Raw genomic sequence first — 21,745 nt, forward strand, 5'->3', positions numbered from 1 at the left:
CTCTTATCGGTATGAAGCCATTACTGAAACTGCGGTAACTTTACCTTTACGTAAAGGTACATGCAAATAACGCGGGGCCGAAAATCGACCCCGCGTACTGTAAATTCAAACAGACAGCGCAACGCGCATGATAGTGGCTGCGCCAACTCAAGCAAGCCACTCATGACAAGGTTAGACCAGTTGCAGCCGTTGCGCTGGAATTTCTACCACCGTTAACAACGCGCGTTGGCCAATGGCTACCTTAGCATTAGGGAAAATGATGCGCTCTTGCGGCTGTTCGACGCGATACTCAATATCACCGTCGGTCGCCAACAATTCACCCTGTTGAAACGGCGTGAAGTTAGCGACGTCATCGGCAAAGTGCAAGCGAAAATCTTGCTGAGTGCGATTAATGGTACGTGCAACCTCATAAATTTGATGCTTATCGCTATCAAACGCCGACCATTGTGGCGCACTTTCGCTCAGTAAACGTCGCAAGCTACGGTCAGCATCGGCAAAACGGCGCATGTCATTTTCGCCGAAAGGTTTGACCTTACCTAACTCCACCGTAAAGGCATGCGCCTGACAATGGGCTGAAGAAAAATAAGAAAACGTGGTGGTCGGCTCTTGATTCAGCAAGATGGTGGTCACACCGCAATCGCGTAAGAATGAAAGCTGCTCTTTGCTGTACGGTTTGCCGTGTAAGAACGGATAAACCGCGAACTTTTCGTGTGCCGAGTCGCGGATCGCGGTATGCAAGTCGTAGTGCAAACGCGTTTTTTCATCAGCCTCGGCGGCGCTGTAAAACTGTTGAACATATTGTTCCAACTTCGCCGCCCGTTCACGTTCGGGATTAATCATACCCGGTGCATTGCTATGTTCGCCACTAAACAGGCGGTTCATGTTCTCTTCGACAAAACGTCGTCCAGCATTAATTGAGGCCGGATTAGCAATCAAAAATAGTGTTCGATGGGCTAACTGTAGCTTGCCGCTGCGCACGTCGGCGACCATATCTCTTAGCAATTCAATTGGGGCCGTCTCGTTACCGTGTACCGCGCAGGAGATCACCACCTGCTTGTCGCCCGCTTGAGCGGGCTCAGCGACCAACACGCCACTGTCCCAAAGCTGTAATTCGGTGCCGTTATCTAGGCGTTGATGAAACTGGTCTGCAACACCGTCGGGGTGCGCACAAGACCAAGCAAGAAAATCTGCATCCGCAAAATTCACAGGTGACTCCTGAGGTTATTGTTTGCCCGGGGTAAAGTGATGAATCGAGAGTAGCGCGCGCAAGACGCGCGAACGATACTCACGTCGATACAACACCACCACGACTAAGGCACTGGTTGCCATAAAAAAGAATGGGTGTACGAACCAGCTTAAATAAGCCAGTGCGAAATAATAAGCACGCAGGCCATTATTAAATTCGTGTCCAGATTGGTCCAATACCTTCGCTGCATGCTTGGCAAAATGCTCGCGCTCTTCTAAGTTCTTGCCGCCTAAATGGTAGCTCGGCGCAGCGCCCATCAACACTGCGACAAAGCCGAACTGGCGAATGGCCCAAGTGAATTTAAAAAACGCATAGACAAAAATGCCCGCTAATAAGGCTAATTTGACTTGCACCAGCGGTAAGCTGGTGTGAATGGTGAACGGTAAGTTGTCCAACAACAACACCATTTTGTCACCGGCGGCAAGTACCGTGAGTAAGCCCGCCAGCACGAGCAGGGTTGAAGAGGCAAAAAAGGTTACCGTGCGCTCAATGTTAGCCAGTAGCGACGCGTCTGCCATTTGATGCTCTTTCTGCATCAGGGTTTCCATCCAATCAACCCGTAAGGTGCGTAAGATACTCGACAAGCAATGGGTGGTCTTAGCCCGCTTACGAGCAAACACCGAATAGCCCACCCAGCAAATAATAAAAAACGCCAGCGCAAGCACATCTAATAAGGGTACGGTCATCAGCTTGTCCATCCTGAACCTTGGCAATGAAAGGTAACCCGAACAGCATCAGTGTAAGGGACGGTTATGACCATTATGTGACAGAAGACACGCTGTTGTCATGGGCTACCCAGAAAAAAGGCCGCTAACCGAGTACCGGCTAACGGCCTGTTTCGATCAATACGGCTTAATGGTCTTCTAAAATACTAGCCGTACTTTGCTGTTGCTTCGGTTTTTTCGCCAAACCATACCAAGATAAGAAGTGCTTAACACCACGTTTGGTATCATTCAAAATCAAATAGAGGCAAGGCACCAGAACCAAGGTGATCACCGTTGCGAATAAAATACCAAAACCTAACGACACCGCCATCGGTATCACCATTTTTGCTTGTAAGCTTTTTTCGGTGACCATTGGCAGTAACCCAAAGAAAGTCGTTAACGAGGTTAAGGTGATCGCTCGGAAACGACTGCAACCGGCATCTAATACCGCCCGCCGCAGTTCTTCGCCACGTTCTTTAGCTTGGTTGACATAGTCCACCATCACCAAACTGTCGTTAACCACCACCCCCGCTAACGCGATGATCCCAAAGAAGCTCAAAATACTGACCGGAATACCCAGTATCCAGTGCCCCAAAATGGCGCCAATGACACCAAATGGAATCACCGACATGATGATCAGCGGTTGGCTGTATGAGCGCAACGGAATCGCCATCAGCGCGTAAATCGCGATCAAGGCAAATAAGCCTCCCCAGACCAACGAGGTTTGCGCTTCCGCCTCGTCTTGCGACGCACCGCTCAACTGCGCCGAAACGCTAGGATGCTTAGCCACGATGGCGGGGATAGTTTTGCTGTAAACTTCGCCCACAATGCGACCGGGCTCAACTCGGCTTTTATCGACTCGGGCACGCACATTGACCGAGCGCACGCCGTCAATACGCTTAATGCTGCTGTAACCCCGACCAAATTCAATATCGGCGAGTTCGGTAAACGGGATCTCGGCACCATCGGCAGTGCGCAGACGCATCTCTTCGAGGTTACCGACCGAACGCCTTTGTTCTTCTGGGTAACGCACCATCACTTTGACTTCTTCGTCGCCACGTTGAATACGCTGCGCCTCGGCACCGTAAAACGCGTAACGCACTTGTGAAGCCAATTCACTGAGGTTGATCCCCATGGCGTTCGCTAACGGTTTCAATTCAAGCACGATCTCTTCTTTACCTTCACCAAAGGTATCTTCGATATCGAACACGCCGTCGTATTTGGCTAACGCTTGTTTCAAGTCGTCGGCCGCTGCTGACAGTGCGGTTAAGTCTTCACCAATAAGCTGAAACTCGAGATCATAGTTAGACCCACCGCTCATGCTACCGGAGAAGTTCATGGTCTTCACCGCCGCCAACTCTGGCACCAACTCGCGCCAGCGATTGACGATTTGGAAACCATCGATTTGTCGGTCCTCACCCTTTTTCAGTTCCGCAAAAACCTCACCGCTGTCGGTCCCATCTAGCCATATATTGGTATGTCGCAGAACCCCGTCGCCCTCTTCTTTCTCAATCTGTTGATCAACCTCAGCGAGTGCTTTTTGCACCGCACTCAAGGCCTCGATAGTACGTGCCTCGTTGGTGCCCGGCTGCATTTCTACGGTCGCTTGAATAAAGTCGCTAGGTAGGTCTGGAAAGAACACCGAACGTACGGCACCGCCAGCAACCAGTCCAGCCATCACAAATAACAGACCAACGAAAGTTGCCATGGTGGCATAACGGTAGTGCAGGCAGCGCTTTAAAAACGGTCGATAAAGATTATCGATAAAATACTTCACACCATCGGCAAAACGATTGCGGATACGTTGGAAGCCATTGGCTTTTTCACCGTCATTTTTGGAATACTTCATGTGCGCAATGTGTGCGGGCAAAATTAACTTAGATTCGATAAGCGAAAAACCTAAGCAAAGAATGACCACCCACGCAATTGAGTTCCAAAACGCGCTCATGCCGCCATCAACTAGCAACATTGGCACAAACGCCACCATCGTCGTGAGTACCCCAAAGGTGGCTGGCATCGCCACTTTCTTAGCACCGCGAATGACATTGTCGGTAGACTTACCGTGTTCTTCGATTTCGCTATAGGCGCTCTCACCGATGACGATGGCATCGTCGACCACGATCCCCAACACCAGAATGAAGCCAAATAACGAGATCATGTTGATCGACAGGCTACCAAAGGCCTCCATTGGCATCAGCATAATGGTGCCCAAGAAGCACACCGGAATACCTAACATAACCCAAAACGCCAAACGTAACTGTAAGAACAACGACAACAGCAAGAACACCAAAATACCGCCGCTGATCATGTTGTTCATCATTAAGTCGATGCGGCCTTGCAGATAGTACGAACTGTCTCCCCATGCCGCCAACTTAACCGAGCTAGGCAGCTGCTCATTTTTAGCCGCGACGTAATCCTTCACTTTTTGCGCAATCGTCAGATCGTTTTGTTCACCTACCGAATCGACTCGAATGAAAGTCGCCGGTTTGCCGTCGAAGCGAGTATAGGCATCGGTTTCGACAAAGCCATCGTTAACCGTGGCAATCTCACCCAAGGTCAAGCGAGTACCATCAGGCCGGTTGATCAAGACAATGTTTTCAAATTCTTCGCCAACATAAGCTTGGTTATTAGCACGTAGCAGAATATCGCCATTAGGTGTACGAATCGAACCACCAGCGACGTCTATCGACGTACCGCGAACGGCGTTAACGACATCACTAAACGTCAGTCCATAGCGCTCAAGGTTATGCTGTGAGATTTCAATCGACATCTCGTAGTCGCGGGCGCCAACCACTTCCACTCGCGTAATGCCGCTTTTTGACTTCAGCTCATCACGCACATTTTTCGCTAATTCTTTACGCTCTCGTTCGGACAAGTCGCCGTAAACGCTCATCCAAATAATCTGTCGCTGCGGCCTAACCCGATAAATATTTGGCGTTTCAATTTGCTCAGGGAAGCTAGGAATGGCATCGACCCGCATCTTAACTTCATCCAGCACCACTTGCGGATCGTAGTCTTGTTCCACTTCAATTTGGATGGTGGCAAGCCCTTCGTTGGAAGTCGATACGGTTTCCTTAATGCCGTCCACATCCTCAATGGCATCTTCGATACGAATCACCACACCTTGCTCGACTTCTTGCGGAGCCGCACCAGGAAAGGGAACTTGAATCGAGATCATGTTGAACTCGAAATCGGGGAACATTTGCTTACGAATCGAAAACGACGAGACTAAGCCACCGACCAAAATTAGAATCATCAACAGGTTGGCCGCTACCGAGTTGCGCGCGAACCAAGCGATTAGACCTTTTTCTTGTTGTTGCATAACGACTACTCCTTGGCAGCAGTCAAGGCGCTGCTGTCAGCTTCATCGTCTTTATCGGCGCCAGTATCTGGCACAGGATCACCGGATAAGCGTACTTTCATTCCCGGTAACGGATTCGCCAGTTGGGTTAACACCACTTTGTCGCCAGCTTGTAAGCCTTTTTCGATGTATATTGTATTACCCTCGCGCCGCGCCAGCTGCACGTCGCGCAATTCTAGCGCACGCTCGTCACCCACTACCCAGACTTGACCTGAACCGGTCAACGCATAGCGAGGTAAGCGAAACACTCCATTGGCCATTTTGCCACCCACTTCGGCCTGCACAAAATGACCAAACCGTAACGCTGGCGTATCGCTTTCCGGGTTGTTCAAATGATACGGGTCTTGTACTTCGGCAACGCCATAAATGACACGGCTAGACGAATCCAGTACACCCTCACTACGCACTAACCGTGCCTGCCACTGTACCGCCTTACCGGCGACTTCTGATTGCAGCTGAACTAGCGGTTGCTGGTCGCTGTCGACGTTCATTTTGGGCATATCAATGTAGGCTAGATCACGGTCACCCAAGGGCAAGCGTATCTCAGCCACGTCGGTGCCGTAGAGCACGGCAACACTGGAACCGACGCCCAAGAACTGGCCGATGTCGACGGCTTTGCTGCGTAAAATACCGGCAAAGGGTGCGCGAATGGTGGTCCGCTCTAAGTCACGTTTAGCCTTGGCCAAGCGAGCTTCGGCAGACTCCAACGCCGCTGCCGCGCTAGCCAATTGTGGCTTACGCAAACCCAAATCTGGAATTTCGCCACTTTCGATGGCCGCCCATTCCTCTTTCGCCACTTGCGCGCGAGCGCGTTCTTCGGCTAGGTTGCTCTGTGCTTGTAGTAAATCGGCGCGGGCTTGCTGCAACGCGGCTTGATAATCGGACGGGTCCAGTTGAATCAACATGTCGCCTTCAGCGAATACGCCACCGGCAACAAATTGTTCGGCGATTTTAGTCACTTTACCGCTAACCTCGGTGACTAATTCGGTAGCAAACTTGGGTTTCACTTCGCCCTGCGAGTTGACACTGAACTGCACATTCTCGGGTTGAACTTCTTGTACCTCCACCAATACCGCTTGTCGTTCGGCACTGACTTGTTCGGGTGGTGTGCGCATCGATGACAACACCACCATCAACACGATGGATAAGATAATTATTAGAATGGGTAACCAAACGCGTTTTTTCTTTAGCATAAAAGCGATTTCCTGCGACTTTTTAAGCAACCAAAGCGGTGCCTGTTAACATTAACTAAACCTATTATCGGCAAAAAAACCGTAAAAGCGTTAGCGTTGATCTGTGAGCAATTGTTATTTAACCGCTAAAGTTGTAACTTCGTGTTACAAACACCACTGTATTTAGGATAACAAGAACTTAACAGTGTATGAATAACAGTCCGTCGTTGTCATTCGGCGCTTAAGTTTGAGGTGATCAATGAAGTTTCCGCAACACGCCGATACCGCTTTGGTACTGACTGGCGGTGGCGCCCGCGCCGCTTACCAAGTTGGTGTTTTGCGTGGTATTGCCGATATGGTTCCACGCAATTACAGCGTCCCTTTTCCGATTTTATGTGGCACCTCGGCGGGCGCGGTAAATGCAACCTCATTGGCTTGCTATGCATCGTGCTTCCACTTGGGCGTAAAAAAATTGGAATGGGTATGGAAAAACTTTCGTACCGACCAAGTTTATCAAAGCGGTTACTGGCAAGTGTGGCGTCATGTATTGACGCGTTTTGCCCGAATTCTGCAATCGGAGCAAGCCAGCTCCGGACCCTCAAGCTTGCTTAATAATCAACCATTACGCCAATTGCTGCACAAAGTGTACGACTTTAAACGCATCGATAACAATATTCACGGCGGCCACTTGCGCGCCATTTCGGTCACCGCCAGTTGTTATGACGACGGTAAATCGGTGTCATTCTATCAAGCCAATGACGATATTGAGCCGTGGTTCCGAGCTAAACGTCTAGGTCAGCGGGTCTCACTCAACAGCGAATATCTCATGGCATCGGCGGCAATCCCGTTGGTGTTTCCTTCGGTACGCATTCAACGGCGTTATTACGGCGACGGTTCGGTGCACCAATTAGCACCGTTAAGCCCAGCAGTACATTTAGGTGCACGGCGAATTTTAGTTATCGGCGTCGAACAACCCAAATTAGATAAGCCGCGACAACGCCAGCGGCATCCGCGCACCGCAGAAATAGCCGGACATTTATTAGATACCATTTTTGCGGACACGCTAAATTCCGACGTTGAGCGCTTGAAACGTGTTAACGATACCGTCGACTTTTTGGATAAGCACAAAATTGCGCATCCAGATTTGCGTCACATCGATACCATGATCATTAACCCCAGTGCCGATTTCAATGCCATCGCGCGACGCCATTACGAGCGCTTACCACGCGCCGTGCGTAGCTTACTAAGAACGCTTGGGGTTAACGCTGATTCCGATTCGAGTTTAATGAGCTACCTGTTATTTGAAGCCGAGTTTTGTCGCGAACTGATGGACATGGGCTACCGTGATGCGCGCGACCGTAGCCATAGTTTACGTCAGTTTTTACAGCTACCCGGCGCGCACCAGCAACGCTCATTAACCCGCTAACAAATACCGCTCGCATGCCTCTAGGTCTGCCGGTGTGCCGCTGATCAATAACACATCGGCGGCCGCTAACGACATATCGTGAGTCGGCGCCTCTAGCTCGATGTCCTGGCGCCTTAGCGAGCGTAATTCAACCATAAACTGGCGCAAGTTTAGCTCCTGTAAGCTTTTACCGACCGCGTACGCGTCATCAGGCAAGCTCACCGCCTTCAGTAGGCTAAGCGATTCCGACTTGGCGCTATTGATGGCCGTCATTTCACCGGGAAAAAAGCCATGCATATCGCCATAATGATTGCGTCGTTCTTGCTCTAATCGCGCCAATACCCGACGGATGGGAACTCCACTACGGCTTAATATATGCGCAATCAGCATCAGTGCCGCTTCCAAAGTATCAGGCACAACTTGCGAAGCACCGGCTTGCTGCAATTGCGCCAGCCGTAAATCGTCGCGACTACGAACAATAATATCAATGTCCTCGTTCAGTTCACGCGCCAGACGAATAATACGCAGCGCATAGTCGTCATCGGCAAATGAAATCACAATACGTTTGGCACGCTCGATGCCCAACGCCTTTAAAATATCTCGCTTGCTGGCGTCGCCAAATAGCACATGAGCGCCGCCGGCCATCGCTTCTTGCACACGCAGCGGATCGTGGTCGATAGCAAAGTAGTTCAAGCCCTCGGCTTCGACAAAGCGGCTTACGGTTTGACCAACACGACCAAAGCCACAAATAATAACGTCAATAGCAGGCGCTTCGCTGGCAGCACTGGCGGTTGTCGCCTGATTCGCCATTCGATGTGGCATCAGGCGATTCAAAATCATCGGCAAACGCTCAATCAGTAACGGCGTCAGCGCCATACCAAATACCCCAATACCGATCATCAAGGAAGCCTGAGGGCCACTCAGTAATTGATGCTTAAAAGCCAGGGCGATAATGACAAAACCGAACTCCCCCATTTGGAACAACGACAAAGCGGTCGCTAAACTGTCGCGGGGTCGTTCATGCCCCATCCGTGTTAACGCGTAAATAACCGCGACCTTAATCAGCGCCATAACCAACAAGGCAAGGATGACCCAATGCAATTGAGCAAAAAAATCAGGCAAACTTAACTGCATGCCGATGGTGGTAAAAAATAGCCCCATTAAAATATCGCGAAAAGGCCGAATATCGGCTTCTAGTTGATGCTTGTACTTGCTCTCGCCCAACATCATGCCAGCTAAAAAAGCCCCCAGCGCCATCGATAAGCCAAATACGTGGGTCAGTCCGCCTGCAACCAATGCAACGAGTAAGGTGGTGAGTACAAACAGCTCGTCGGTACGCAAACGCGCCACTTCCCGAAATACCAGCGGTAAAACCCACTTGCCAACCGCTAATAAAATGGCAATCACTGCTGCTGCTTTTAACAACGCCAGCATCAGCGCGTAAGCAATACCCTGCTCGCCAGCGGTTGCCGACAATAGCGGAATTAATATTAACAGTGGCACCACGGCTAAATCTTGAAACAGCAAAATCGCCACCGATAGCTGGCCACGACGCGAATTTATTTGCGCGGTTTCGGCTAATTGCTTAATCACAACCGCGGTCGATGACAGAGCCAAGGCTCCAGCAATCGCTATAGCTGATCCCCAATCACCAACCAAAGGCATACACAACAGCATAAATAGCAGCATACAACCCAGCATTTGCGCCGAACCTAAGCCAAACACCAGCCGTCGCATGGCGATCATTTTCACCAATGAAAACTCTAGTCCCAGCGAAAACAGCAGTAACACCACGCCAAGTTCAGCGACAAAATGAAAAGCATCGGGATCGGCAATGATGCCGATGACATCCGGCCCGGCAATAATACCCGCGACCAAATAGGCTAAAATGGCCGGTAAGTGCAGACGACGAAAGCACCAAACCAACAATACGGCGATAGCAAGTAAGACCAGTAAATCGCTAAAAGTGCTGTTCAACATAGACTCCAAAAGCGCATAATAAAGCTACCTTAACAGTTGTTTTTAAAGCGGCAAATGATGACCGTCAAAATTTCATCGGCAATTCGTCCTCCTCGCTTTCAAAGAAAAGCAACTAACTGTAAAAAAAGAACTTTTTAAACAGTGGCAAGATTTTTGCTTAAAGTGACGTATAAAAATTAACAAGCGGCAGTTCATTACCGATGAATATGAATAAGCTAACGATTTTGCGTGACAAACCGAAGACGGTAGTAGCACAAGAGTCTTTAATGAGTGTGCTGTCTTGTAGTCAACACGTACAAGAACACAGTGATAACCTTTTGCAAATTTTGCAGACTTCGTTAGATCTTGAGGTCGTGCTAGGACTCTACGCGCAATATCTACATAGCCACTTTAGCGTTGAACACTTGCTCTATTTATCTGACGACCGTTCGCTGACATTGATTGATAATGGCAGAGCTCATCAGCAAACAGAACAACATAACGTGATGCTGTATGCCGACCGTCAATATTTGGGTCAACTACAATATCAGTTAAACAAGCCGCTGAGCCAGCAACAGCAACAGTGGCTCGAAGGCTGCCATCAGCAACTGACGTTTCCGTTACGCAACGCACTACAATACGCCGAGTTACGGCAGCAAGCTATACGCGACCATTTAACCCAACTGGGTAACCGCAGTTTACTCGAAGAAGTGCTTAATCATTTGAGTGAACAGCAGCAGCGTCAACAGCAATCACAACACAGCGTGGTATTAATCGATTTAGATGGTTTTAAAGCCGTTAACGATCAATATGGTCATCGCGAAGGCGACGCCATTTTACGCGCCTACGCAGACCTGTTAAAACGCGTGGTGCGCAGTTGCGATCAATTATTCCGTTACGGTGGTGACGAGTTTGTGTTGTTACTCGAAAACACCTCGCTTAACTTGGTACCACATATTTTTTCGCGCATTAAACAGCACGTTGAACGCGACCACGAGTTGGCACGCTATCAGCTAAGTTGCAGCGCTGGGGCCGTTCATATTGTTGCAAATGACAACGCTGACAGCATTTTAGAACGTGCCGACGAGCTGTTATATCAAGCGAAAGCCGAGGGTAAGAGCCGGTTACTGATCGAGCATGTCGCCGATGCGCACCTGTCATAAGGTGCGCTGATAGGCTGCTTACAATGCACGCAATGAGGTTAAACTTGCGCCCGCCGTTGTAACACCAATCCCAGACAAATCAAGCACAAACCCAGCAAAGTCGTCATGGCTATAGGCTCATGCAAGATAAAGTAAATCAACACTAGCGATAAAAAGGGTGAGAGGAAAATCAGAGCCGATATTTGCGAGCTGCGCTCGGCACGGCGCATGGCGTTAAGCCATAATAAAAAGGTTACGCCCATTTCAAACAAACCGACATAAATCGCTGCGGTTAACCCACCAACGCCGAACTGCCAGCTCGGTTGTTGCCACAGCAATACCAGTATTATCCACGGTAAACCAGCCAAAAACCCCCAAAATAAGGCGACCGTTGGCGCATCGTTATTACGCGTATTTAACAACCAGTAGGCCGCCCATAACAAGGTACTTAATAACGCCAGTCCGATACCACTGAGGTTGGTTTGCTGCCAGTCCCACTGTCCTCCTGTAGCAATTAGACACACCCCAGCGTAAGCCACCAGCAATGACAGTAACTCACGCTTACCAATGCGCTGCCCTAATATGGGTACCGCCAATAGGCTCATGGTGATGGCCCAACTGTAGTTGATCGCTTGCGCTTGTTGTGCGGGTAATTGGTCATAGGCGGCAAACAGTACCCAGTAATAACAAAATGGATTCAGTAAGCCAAAGCCCAGATAGCGCCAGTAATGACGGCTGAAGGTCTGCCACGTTTCTCGCCAGCGTTGTTGCCAGCTGATCACACAGGCAATCACCAACACCGTTGTCAGGCTAGCAATAAAGAGTAGTTGCAAGGGCTGCATGTGTCGCAACGCTAATTTAAATGCCGTCGCAACGGTCGCCCATAACAATACCGCAAGCAATCCTAATGTTAACGCTTGGCGTTGATTTTTAACCACCTGCAAGTCTGCTGCTCCTTATCACATTGGCGACTATCGGCTTACGCCACCGTTTAATCTTCAGCTTCGCCATCAATCAAAAAAGTCAGCGTTAACGACCCTAGTCGTTGTTGCCCTAAGCGACTCAGTCCGACATCGGCTAAGCCCAAAAAATGCTCGCTGCTGTCTGCCTCGCTACGTGCCTCACTAGCTTGCTCGGCAGCCGCCTGGCTAGCATATAAAGATGGCCAATTTGCGCGCTGCCAACTCGGTACGCCGCTTTGCTTCAACCAATCCGACTGGGTTTTTGAGCCTTGTCGGTTGGCCATGCTAAAACGTGCTGCCGGCGCAGCAAAACCCAGCCAGCAGTCAACCGCTAGCGGCTGACTGGCAACCACTTTGCCCCAGCCCGGTATAAGCAACTGGCTGCTGCCCGCAGACCATGTCAATGCCTGTTTAGTGGCGCGCAAATCAGGTCGTTGCGGTTGCAGGTATAACCACTGCCGAAAACGACGACACTGCCAACCCTGCCAATGCACACATAGCTGTTGTTCAGCGCTGGCTTGCAACCCCTGCTTACGTATTTGCTCTAACTGCGCATAACTGGGCAACGCTGCGCTAGCAGCACCGATCCAATGCCGTAGCAGGCTGCGCTGCAGCGCTTCGGGTTGCTCAAGCAGTGCTTGCCAAGACAGCCGCAAACGACCCGCTAAAAGTGGCTGCAACTGTTGTGCTAACAACGTTTCTAAGACGTCTTGTTGCTCTGCACATAAGCGCGTACTACGCAATACCGCGTCACCAAAACTCGGCCAACGTTGCTCTAACAACGGTACTACTTGATGCCGTAAAAAATTCCGTTCGATGCTGGTGTCGTAGTTGGTGTCGTCTTCGATCCAGAACAGTGAGCGCTGTTCGGCATAAGCGTAGATTTCGGCTTTACTGACGCTCAGTAACGGCCGCACCAAACGACGTTTATCAATAAACGGACTAACAGCCGCCATCGACGCCAGTCCCTTAGGTCCACTGCCCCGTTTCAACTGCAGTAGTAGCGTCTCTATTTGATCGTTACGATGCTGACCGAGCAAAATCACCGCATCGTTCGTGGTCAATTCGGCTAAGCGTTGATAGCGCCGTTCACGACCGACCGCTTCTTTGCTTTGCCGGGCGCCAACATCAACGGTGAGTAACTCATCGTAATAATCGATAGCCTGAGCCGTTACCTGTTGTTTCAGCTGTGCAGCCCAAATACCCGAGTCGGGATGAAAACGATGGTCGAGGTGAATCGCTAAGTAGCGATATTGGGGATGTTGCTGTCGATAGCGTAATAGTAGGTCTAAAACACTTTGCGAGTCAGCACCGCCGCCCAGCGCAGCAACAATTTGCTGCCCGGGCTGGAGTGCCAATGACGCTAACTGCTCGGCGAAAATCGCATAGAGATCGCGCGCCATTGACCGATCAGCAGTAACCGTAGCTCATCAGCTTTTTATAACGCTGATCGAGCAATTCGGCGTGGTCTAACTGACCAAGCTTGTGTAAGTCTTTCTGAATACGAGTTTTTAGGCTAGCAGCCATATCGCTGACTTGACGATGCGCCCCACCTAATGGCTCTTCGATAATGTGATCGATCAAGCCCAACTCTTTACTACGGTCGGCGGTAACACCCATGGCTTCTGCGGCTAATGACGCCTTTTCGGCACTCTTCCACAGAATAGAAGCACAACCCTCGGGTGAAATCACCGAATAGGTGCTGTATTGCAGCATGTTAACGCGGTCACCAACGCCAATCGCTAAGGCGCCGCCAGAACCGCCTTCACCGATGACGGTGCAGACAATCGGTACCCGTAAACGCGCCATGACCTTTAAGTTACGTGCAATCGCTTCGCTCTGGCCACGCTCCTCGGCACCCACGCCAGGGTAGGCACCAGGGGTATCGATAAAGGTGATAATGGGCATCTTGAAGCGTTCAGCCATTTCCATTAAACGTAACGCTTTACGGTAGCCTTCAGGCTTTGGCATACCAAAATTGCGACGAATTTTTTCTTTCGTTTCGCGACCTTTTTGATGACCAATAATCATCACCGGTTGGCCGTCTAAACGCGCGGTACCACCGACAATCGCTTCATCGTTAGCAAAGGCTCGATCACCCGCCAATTCATCAAAGTCGGTAAAAATATGGTGAATGTAATCAAGTGTATAAGGGCGTAAGGGATGACGCGCTAGTTGAGTTACCTGCCATGGATTCAGCTCGGAGAAGATCTTCTTTGTTAGCTCTTGGCTCTTCTCGCCTAAACGACTGATCTCGTCTTCTAAGCTGATATCCAGACTGCCTTTATCACCGACAGTCTTTAATTCTTCGATTTGCGCCTGTAATTCCGCAATCGGTTGCTCGAAATCTAAAAATTTAAGACTCATTCGCTATCGTGTCCCTTAAAATTCTAATCTAACCCGCTTCTCACCCAGCAGGTTTCGCAACTCATAAAGCAGCTCGTCAGCCGGTGACACATACCATTCTGGCGCCACCGTTAACGCCGCTTCGGCAAATTCATTACAATAATTAAATTGCAGTGGACAGCTACCGGCCTGATAAGGCGTTAAGATCTGCTGCAATTTATCTAACCAACGGGTCGTTAGTTGTTGATTATCAATATCGACAACCAGTCGCCGCGCGTAGGTTTCTCGCGCCTGTTCAATGGTCATGACTTCTCTAGCGGTTATTGTATTGCCACCGCTAAACTCATCAAAGCTGACCTCTCCTTTTACCCACAAAATTCGGTCGTTTTCCAGCAAATGCTGGTATTGTTCATAGTCGCTACTGAATAAGCGTACGTCAACACGCGCGCTTTTGTCATCTAGGCTAACAATGGCCCAGCGCTGTCCTTTTTTGTTGGTCAAGACCCGCACACCGATGACCAAACCAGCGGCGGTCGTCGTTTGATCGCGTCCAGTTGGCGTTAATTCAACCAACTGTCCGGCGACATAATGCCGTAACTCAGCCCGGTAACGATTAATCGGGTGTCCGGTTAAGTATAACCCGAGCGTCTCACGTTCTCCATCTAACCATACCGGTTCCGGCCATTCTGGCACCGCCGCAAATTGGTTATCAACATCCTCAGGCTCTACCGTCAGCACACCGAACAGGTCATTCTGGCCGATGGCCTCGGCTTGCGCGTGCTGTTCAGCTTGCTTCATCGCGGTCGCAATAGTCGCCATCAAGCTGGCGCGGTGCGGCCCTAGCGAGTCCATGGCGCCGGCTTTAACCAGACGCTCCATCACCCGTTTATTCAGTTTTTTCAGATCGACGCGACAGCAAAAATCAAACAAATCACGGAATGGCCCGTCTTTACGCGCTTCGATGATTGCTTCTATCGGCGCTTCACCGACCCCTTTAATGGCACCAATACCATAGACAATTTGCTGTTCATCGTTGACGGTAAACTTGTACTCACCGACGTTGACGTCGGGTGGCAGAATCGTCAACTGCATACGCTCGCATTCGTCCACCAGCGTGACAATTTTATCGGTGTTATCCATATCTGCCGACATCACCGCCGCCATAAATTCGGCTGGATAATGGGTTTTCATCCACAGCGTTTGGTAAGAAACCAAGGCATAGGCAGCCGAATGCGATTTGTTAAAACCGTAACCAGCGAATTTCTCCACCAAGTCAAAAATCTTCATCGCCAGTTCCGGATCAACGTTATTGTTCGCCGCACCTTCACGGAAAACTTCACGCTGCTTAGCCATTTCTTCAGGCTTTTTCTTACCCATGGCACGACGCAACAGGTCGGCGCCGCCGAGCGTATAACCGGCTAACTCCTGGGCAATCTGCATGACCTGTTCTTGATAAAGAATAATGCCGTAAGTCGGCTCTAGAATCGGTTGCAGCAATTCGTGTTGGTAGTTGGCATCGGGGTACGCGATTTTCTCTCGTCCGTGCTTACGGTCGATAAAGTTATCAACCATGCCCGACTGTAACGGCCCCGGGCGGAACAACGCGACCAAGGCGATAATGTCTTCAAAACTATCCGGCAGCAAGCGCTTGATCAGTTCTTTCATACCGCGTGATTCTAATTGGAACACAGCGGTCGTTTCGGCCCGCTTAAGCAGCCGGAAACAATGCGCGTCGTCCAACGGAATGGCTGTAATATCGATGGCCTCTTGGCCGGCCTGCTGACGCCGTTGATTGACCATCTCCAGCGCCCATTTGATGATGGTCAGTGTACGCAAGCCAAGAAAGTCGAACTTGACTAGGCCTGCCGCCTCGACGTCATTTTTATCGAACTGGGTGACCGGGTTGAGCCCCTCTTCGTCACAATAAAGAGGCGAAAAGTCGGTAATTTTGGTCGGTGCAATAACCACCCCACCGGCGTGTTTACCGGCATTACGCGTGACCCCTTCTAAAATACGTGCCATATCAATCAGGTCACGTACCTCTTCGTCTTGCTGGTATGATTCGACTAAGCGCGGCTCTAACTCAAAGGCCTTCGCTAAGGTCATGCCCGGATCACCGGGTACTAGTTTAGAGATACGATCGACAAAACCGTAAGGATGACCTAAAACGCGACCGACATCACGAATCGCGGCTTTTGCTGCCATGGTGCCAAAAGTAATGATTTGCGATACCGCGTCGCGGCCATATAGCTCCGCCACATGGTCGATAACGTCGTCACGGCCATCCATACAAAAATCGACGTCAAAGTCCGGCATGGAAACCCGTTCCGGGTTCAAGAAACGTTCGAATAGCAGGTCAAATTCAAGTGGGTCAAGGTCGGTGATTTTTAGCGCATAGGCCACCAGCGAGCCGGCCCCGGAGCCTCGTCCCGGGCCAACCGGAATGTGATTTTCTTTACTCCACTGAATAAACTCCATAACGATCAGGAAGTAACCGGGAAACCCCATCTGGTTAATCACGTCCAGCTCTATTTGTAGTCGCTCGTCGTACGCAGGCCGCTGCTCGGCCCTAAGCTGCTCATCAGGAAAGAGAAATTGTAAACGCTCTTCTAAACCTTCACGCGAGGCCTTGACCAGATAGTCGGCGATACTCATGTCCCCGGTAGGAAAATCGGGTAAAAAGTACTCGCCTAAACGCACCGTAACATTACACCGCTTGGCAATTTCTACGGTATTGCTTAACGCTTCGGGAATATCTTCAAATAGTGCCTGCATGTCGGCTTCACTACGCAAGTATTGCTGCTCGCTATAGCGCTTGGGACGACGGCGATCGTCTAAAGTATAGCCGTCATGAATAGCCACCCTAATTTCGTGCGGCTCAAAGTCATCGGCCTGCAAAAACACCACTTCGTTAGTGGCCACAACCGGTAACTGGCGTTCACCCGCTAAGCGCACTGCGGCGTGTAAATAATCCTCTTCCTGCGGTCGTCCGGTACGAATTAGCTCAATATAGTAACGGTCGGCAAAATGCTGTTGATAAAACGCGATGGCTTCATCGCAGGCCGGTTGGTTGTTTTGTAATAAGGCCTTACCAACATCGCCTTCGCGGGCGCCTGACAACAATAATACGCCATCATTATGCGCGGCTAACCAATCCCGCTCGACCACCGGACGGCCAGCTACATGGCCACGTAAATAAGCTTTTGACAGCAATTGAATGATGCTTTGATAACCATCGTTGTTCATCGCTAACGCGGTTAAACGGAATGGTTGCTGGGGTTCCTCGGCATTGTTGATCCACAGGTCGGCACCGATAATAGGCTTTAACCCCTGCTTATGAGCAGTCTCGTAATAACGCACCAAGCCGCACATATTCATCTGGTCGGTAATGGCTAACGCCACCATCTGTTGTTCGGCGGCGGCAGCGCAAATTGCGCCGACCTTAGGTAAGCCATCGACCATCGAAAAGTCGCTATGAATACGGAGATGTACAAAACCCGGTTCGGCCATCGGTTAACCTATCTGTTGTTGGCGCTGCTGGCGCGCTCTGATCGCAGACTATCTGGACTCACACCAACGCGTGAGCAAACAGCGCTCTATTTTGCCTCAGCAAGCGCCATATGTACATGCAAGACAGCGTCGCGATTAATGCAATTTCAAGCGCGGTCGTAGGCTATGGCTAACCCGATCCATAAGTACCAATAACAAGGTGCGCCACCAACCATGCAGCGCTTTTTGATGCATGCGGTACAAACTGGCATAAGCTAGCCGCGCCAACTTACCCTCGATAGTCATGCTGCGGGTGCGATTGCCCATCAACGAACCAATGGCGCTAAAACGACTCAGTGACACCAACGAACCGTGGTCGACATAGTGAAAAGCCTTCATTGGCTTGCCCTTGTTTAACGCGATCAAATTACTGCCTAAGCGTGATGCCATCTGATGCGCTGTTTGCGCACGTGGAGGTGAGAATTTATCAGGTTCATCGGGTGACTGAGGACAGGCGCAACAGTCACCTAGCGCAAAGATACGCTCATCGTCGGTTTGAAAATAGCTATTTACCACTAGCTGATTATTACGTCGTGTTTGCAAACCCGGCAGTTCGGCTAAGAACTGCGGCGCTTTAATACCCGCTGCCCAGACCATCAGGTCGGCCGCTAGCCCCTCGTCGCCGACTTGCAACTGACCAGCAGTTGCGCCTTTTACCGCCGCGTTGACACGCACATCGACACCCAACTGTTGTAACTGTTGGTGGACATTATTAGCAATACGTTCGGGCAGCGCCGGCAGTAACCGAGGCCCGGCTTCGAACAGGGTGACTTTTAAGCGCTCTTTGCTCAAATGAGTCAAATCATAAGCCGATAATACCTGTACCGAGTTATACAATTCGGCAGCCAGCTCAACACCGGTGGCTCCTCCGCCCACAATAGCGACATTCAAACAGGCATTACGGTCGTTGGCAGCGCGTTCGTCTAACGATAAAAAAGCGTTTAACAAGCGCTGATGAAAGCGCTCGGCTTGCTGGGGCGAATCGAGAAATTGACAATGTTCGGCGATTCCCTCGATACCGAAATCGTTGGTGACACTACCGACAGCTAACACCAGTCGGTCATAAGCAAGGCGGCGGCTGTGTAACACTACCTGTCCATCGCTGTCGGTCAGTGGGGCTAACACGATTTCACCTTGTTCGCGGTCGATACTCTCGAGCGCTCCCTGTGCAAAGTGAAAGCCCTTCGCTTTGGCATGGCCGCGATAATTTAACTCGTCCAAATCAGAGTCTAATGAACCGGCAGCGACTTCATGCAGTAACGGTTTCCACAGATGCGTATTGTTTTTATCGACTAATGTAATGTGGGCTTTTTTCTTGCGCCCTAAGCGCCGCCCTAAGCGTGTCGCAAGTTCTAGACCACCAGCACCACCACCGACCACAACGATACGTTCCATGACCACCCTCCTGCTCAGCATTTACTGCAGTTTATCAGAAAGCTCGCGATAGATCGTTGTCGCTAGGTGCTACGCGTATAAAAAAACCGCCGTGGCATCGGCCACAGCGGTCATTTTGCTTTACGTCTGCTGCGCCTTGCGGCGCGCGATGTATAAATCAATCAACAAACATTAATCGATCGACGGCTTGCTCAAACCACGACGCTCCAACAGGGCTTCGACGGTTGGCTCTTGGCCGCGCCAGTCGATATATTGCTGCATCGGATCTTTGCTGTTACCCATCGACAAGATTTTGTCGCGGATAGCCTGACCATTTTCTAGCGTTAAACCACCGTTTTGTTGCATATATTTGAAGGCATCGGCAGCCAACACTTCACTCCACATATAAGCGTAGTAACCCGCTGAGTAGCCGCCCGCAAATACGTGCGCGAAGTAAGTTGAACGATAACGTGGTGGTACCGCAGGCATAGACACGCCATTGCGAGTTAACGCCGACGCTTCAAACTGCTGCACGTCACCAATATTGGCGTCAGCTGGAACGGTATGCCATTCCAAATCTAGCAGCGCCGCTTCAACATACTCTAAGGTATCAAAACCTTGGTTAAAATTACGCGCGGCGAGTACTTTTTTCAGTAACTCGTCTGGAATTTGCTCGCCCGTTTTATAGTTTTTCGCGTAGCTAGCGATAACTTTCGGATTCAGCGCCCAGTCTTCTTGGAATTGTGATGGGAACTCAACATAGTCACGTGATACCGAGGTACCCGCTTGCGACGGATATTTTACTTTCGAGAACATACCGTGCAAGGCGTGGCCTAACTCGTGATACATGGTCTGCACTTCGTCGAAGCTCAGTAACGTCGGCTCGCCTTCTGGTGCTTTCACGATGTTCATGTTGTTCAGAATCACCGGTTTGTTATTCAGCAACTCAGATTGCGATACGAATGAACTCATCCAAGCACCGCCGCGCTTGCTGTCACGAGCAAAATAGTCGGCGTAGAACAAGCCTAACGATGAACCATCAACGTCTTTCACTTCGTAAACAACGACATCGTCGTGATAAACCGGAATATCGTTACGCTCTTCAAAGGTAATACCGAACAACTGCTTCATGGTGTAGAACACACCATCTTCTAGCACACGGTTGAACTCAAAGTACTGCTTCACTTCGTCAGCGTCTAACGAATATTTATCGGCGCGCACTTTTTCGGCGTAGTATAACCAATCCCAAGGCTGCAACTCGAAGTCTTCGCCTTGCTCTTTGATCATCGCTTGAATTTCTTCCGCTTCGGCTTCGACATTACTCATCACCGCTGGCGCCAAGTCGGTTAACATCTTCTTAGCCGCTGCCGGTGTTTTCGCCATGCTGTCTTCCAACACGTACGCAGCCCACGAATCGTAGCCCAGTAAGTTAGCTTTTTCGGCGCGTAACTTAACCATTTCTAACAACACTGGGTTGTTATTCGTTTCGGTGTTGCCGGTACCACGCATTGCTGACGCTTTCCAAATACGCTCACGTAGCTCGCGGTTATCTAAACTCTCCAGCGCCGACTGACGGGTGGTGTTAGTTAAGGTAATCGCATACTTACCTGGCATGTCACGGCTTTCAGCCGCTTTTGCCAAGTTAGCGATTTGATTGTCGCTTAAACCGGCTAAGTCTTCTTTGTTATCAACAACGATGACGTTTTCTTGTACCAGAGTCATCAAGTTATCGCGAAACTCGTTGGTTTTGCTCGATAAGGTTTCGTTGATCTCACGGATACGCTGCTTATCGGCATCTGACAAATTGGCACCGGCACGTACGAAGTTTTGGTAGTAGCTTTCTAACAAACGGTCCGAAGGCTCATCAAGGTTGAGCTTATCGCGTTGCTCATAAAGGCTCTTCACACGCGCGAACAGCTTGTCATTGAGCATAATATTATCGCTGTGAGCTGCCATTTTTGGCGCCAGTTCAGCTTGTAATTCACGAATTTGATCGTTGCTATTAGAGCTAGATAAGTTAAAGAATACCGACGCTACGCGATCTAATAACTGGCCCGCCTTTTCCATCGCAACGATGGTGTTTTCGAAAGTCGGTTCGGCGCTATTTTCGGCAATTTCTTTGATTTCAGCGCTGTGCTGCTTCATGCCTTCTTCAAAGGCCGGAGCGTAGTGTTCGAATTTAATCGCGTCAAAATCCGGGGCGTGGAAAGGTAGCGAGCTAGGCTCCATAAACGGATTACTGCTCATCGCTTGATCGTTTTCGGTTTGTGCTTGGCTTTGTTCCGCCGCCGGTTTCTGTTGTTGAGTATTATTTTTATCGGCATCTGAACACGCTGTTACCGATACCGCCGCGGTGATCGCCACAGCCAACAAAGTCTTACGCATGCTTCCTCTCCTTCAGTAGGAATAGTCGGTCTTTTCTATCGCTTGACTGCGCTGACAAGCGACAGAGATATACCGTTATTATGAATATTGCCGCCTTACTTTAGCCGGACTCGGCGTCAGGCTCAATAGCTACTCATGGC

13 protein-coding genes are annotated in these 21,745 nt (G+C 50.1%); 2 read left to right on the forward strand and 11 right to left on the reverse strand.

Annotated elements, in window-relative coordinates:
* Positions 1–171: 171 nt before the first annotated feature.
* The 4 genes from astE to A10D4_RS05935 form a co-directional block, all read right to left on the reverse strand.
* The gene (gene astE, locus A10D4_RS05920; RefSeq protein WP_008488358.1) at positions 172–1,206 is read right to left on the reverse strand and encodes a succinylglutamate desuccinylase; all 1,035 of its coding nucleotides are present in this window, start codon (positions 1,204–1,206) and stop codon (positions 172–174) included.
* A 15-nt stretch (positions 1,207–1,221) separates the two neighbouring features.
* Positions 1,222–1,944, reverse strand: coding sequence for a DUF599 domain-containing protein (locus A10D4_RS05925; RefSeq protein WP_008488359.1), 723 nt, complete (start codon positions 1,942–1,944; stop codon positions 1,222–1,224).
* A 154-nt stretch (positions 1,945–2,098) separates the two neighbouring features.
* Positions 2,099–5,272: an efflux RND transporter permease subunit gene (locus tag A10D4_RS05930; protein ID WP_008488360.1), complete on the reverse strand. Its 3,174-nt coding sequence runs from the start codon at positions 5,270–5,272 to the stop codon at positions 2,099–2,101.
* A 5-nt stretch (positions 5,273–5,277) separates the two neighbouring features.
* Entirely contained in the window at positions 5,278–6,504 is a 1,227-nt protein-coding gene (locus A10D4_RS05935) for an efflux RND transporter periplasmic adaptor subunit (RefSeq protein ID WP_008488361.1), read from the reverse strand.
* A 238-nt stretch (positions 6,505–6,742) separates the two neighbouring features.
* Between A10D4_RS05935 and A10D4_RS05940 the strand changes: the two genes are divergently transcribed.
* A complete protein-coding gene (locus tag A10D4_RS05940) occupies positions 6,743–7,909 on the forward strand; it encodes a patatin-like phospholipase family protein (RefSeq protein ID WP_008488363.1) in 1,167 nt (388 codons plus the stop codon).
* On the opposite strand, the gene A10D4_RS05945 is transcribed toward A10D4_RS05940, so the two are convergent.
* Positions 7,898–9,868, reverse strand: a complete 1,971-nt coding sequence (locus A10D4_RS05945) for a monovalent cation:proton antiporter family protein (RefSeq protein WP_008488365.1) — start codon at positions 9,866–9,868, stop codon at positions 7,898–7,900. The two genes, A10D4_RS05940 and A10D4_RS05945, sit on opposite strands and share 12 nt — an antisense overlap.
* A 206-nt stretch (positions 9,869–10,074) precedes the next feature.
* On the opposite strand from A10D4_RS05945, the gene A10D4_RS05950 reads away from it, so the two are divergent.
* Complete coding sequence (locus A10D4_RS05950; protein WP_192811512.1) at positions 10,075–11,010, forward strand: GGDEF domain-containing protein; 936 nt, start codon at positions 10,075–10,077, stop codon at positions 11,008–11,010.
* 38 nt (positions 11,011–11,048) lie between these two features.
* Here the strand turns inward: A10D4_RS05950 and A10D4_RS05955 are convergent, their stop codons facing one another.
* The 6 genes from A10D4_RS05955 to A10D4_RS05980 form a co-directional block, all read right to left on the reverse strand.
* Complete coding sequence (locus A10D4_RS05955) at positions 11,049–11,927, reverse strand: DMT family transporter (RefSeq protein ID WP_156812092.1); 879 nt, start codon at positions 11,925–11,927, stop codon at positions 11,049–11,051.
* Positions 11,928–11,980: 53 nt separating this feature from the next.
* Positions 11,981–13,354 (reverse strand): tRNA lysidine(34) synthetase TilS, encoded by a 1,374-nt coding sequence (tilS, locus tag A10D4_RS05960; protein WP_008488369.1) that lies wholly within the window; start codon positions 13,352–13,354, stop codon positions 11,981–11,983.
* A gap of 7 nt (positions 13,355–13,361) precedes the next feature.
* A complete protein-coding gene (gene accA / locus A10D4_RS05965) occupies positions 13,362–14,318 on the reverse strand; it encodes an acetyl-CoA carboxylase carboxyl transferase subunit alpha (protein ID WP_008488370.1) in 957 nt (318 codons plus the stop codon).
* Between the two features lie 15 nt (positions 14,319–14,333).
* Positions 14,334–17,807 carry a DNA polymerase III subunit alpha gene (dnaE, locus tag A10D4_RS05970; protein WP_008488371.1) on the reverse strand — a complete coding sequence of 1,158 codons (3,474 nt, stop codon included), beginning with the start codon at positions 17,805–17,807 and terminating at the stop codon, positions 14,334–14,336.
* A 135-nt stretch (positions 17,808–17,942) separates the two neighbouring features.
* On the reverse strand, positions 17,943–19,241 hold the full coding sequence (locus A10D4_RS05975; protein WP_008488372.1) for an NAD(P)/FAD-dependent oxidoreductase: 1,299 nt from the start codon (positions 19,239–19,241) through the stop codon (positions 17,943–17,945).
* A 171-nt stretch (positions 19,242–19,412) separates the two neighbouring features.
* The gene (locus A10D4_RS05980) at positions 19,413–21,605 is read right to left on the reverse strand and encodes a M3 family metallopeptidase (protein WP_008488374.1); all 2,193 of its coding nucleotides are present in this window, start codon (positions 21,603–21,605) and stop codon (positions 19,413–19,415) included.
* Positions 21,606–21,745 lie beyond the last annotated feature (140 nt).

Origin of the sequence: Idiomarina xiamenensis 10-D-4 (assembly GCF_000299895.1) — a bacterium.
Lineage (GTDB): Bacteria > Pseudomonadota > Gammaproteobacteria > Enterobacterales > Alteromonadaceae > Idiomarina > Idiomarina xiamenensis.

What these genes read in the sequence shown, in the direction of transcription:
- A10D4_RS05940 (WP_008488363.1), top strand. Translation starts at nt 6,743, where the DNA reads ATGAAGTTTCCGCAACACGCCGATACCGCTTTGGTACTGACTGGCGGT.
- dnaE (WP_008488371.1), bottom strand. Translation starts at nt 17,807, where the DNA reads ATGGCCGAACCGGGTTTTGTACATCTCCGTATTCATAGCGACTTTTCG.
- A10D4_RS05945 (WP_008488365.1), bottom strand. Translation starts at nt 9,868, where the DNA reads ATGTTGAACAGCACTTTTAGCGATTTACTGGTCTTACTTGCTATCGCC.
- A10D4_RS05950 (WP_192811512.1), top strand. Translation starts at nt 10,075, where the DNA reads ATGAATAAGCTAACGATTTTGCGTGACAAACCGAAGACGGTAGTAGCA.
- A10D4_RS05925 (WP_008488359.1), bottom strand. Translation starts at nt 1,944, where the DNA reads ATGGACAAGCTGATGACCGTACCCTTATTAGATGTGCTTGCGCTGGCG.
- A10D4_RS05980 (WP_008488374.1), bottom strand. Translation starts at nt 21,605, where the DNA reads ATGCGTAAGACTTTGTTGGCTGTGGCGATCACCGCGGCGGTATCGGTA.
- tilS (WP_008488369.1), bottom strand. Translation starts at nt 13,354, where the DNA reads ATGGCGCGCGATCTCTATGCGATTTTCGCCGAGCAGTTAGCGTCATTG.
- A10D4_RS05935 (WP_008488361.1), bottom strand. Translation starts at nt 6,504, where the DNA reads ATGCTAAAGAAAAAACGCGTTTGGTTACCCATTCTAATAATTATCTTA.
- accA (WP_008488370.1), bottom strand. Translation starts at nt 14,318, where the DNA reads ATGAGTCTTAAATTTTTAGATTTCGAGCAACCGATTGCGGAATTACAG.
- A10D4_RS05975 (WP_008488372.1), bottom strand. Translation starts at nt 19,241, where the DNA reads ATGGAACGTATCGTTGTGGTCGGTGGTGGTGCTGGTGGTCTAGAACTT.
- A10D4_RS05930 (WP_008488360.1), bottom strand. Translation starts at nt 5,272, where the DNA reads ATGCAACAACAAGAAAAAGGTCTAATCGCTTGGTTCGCGCGCAACTCG.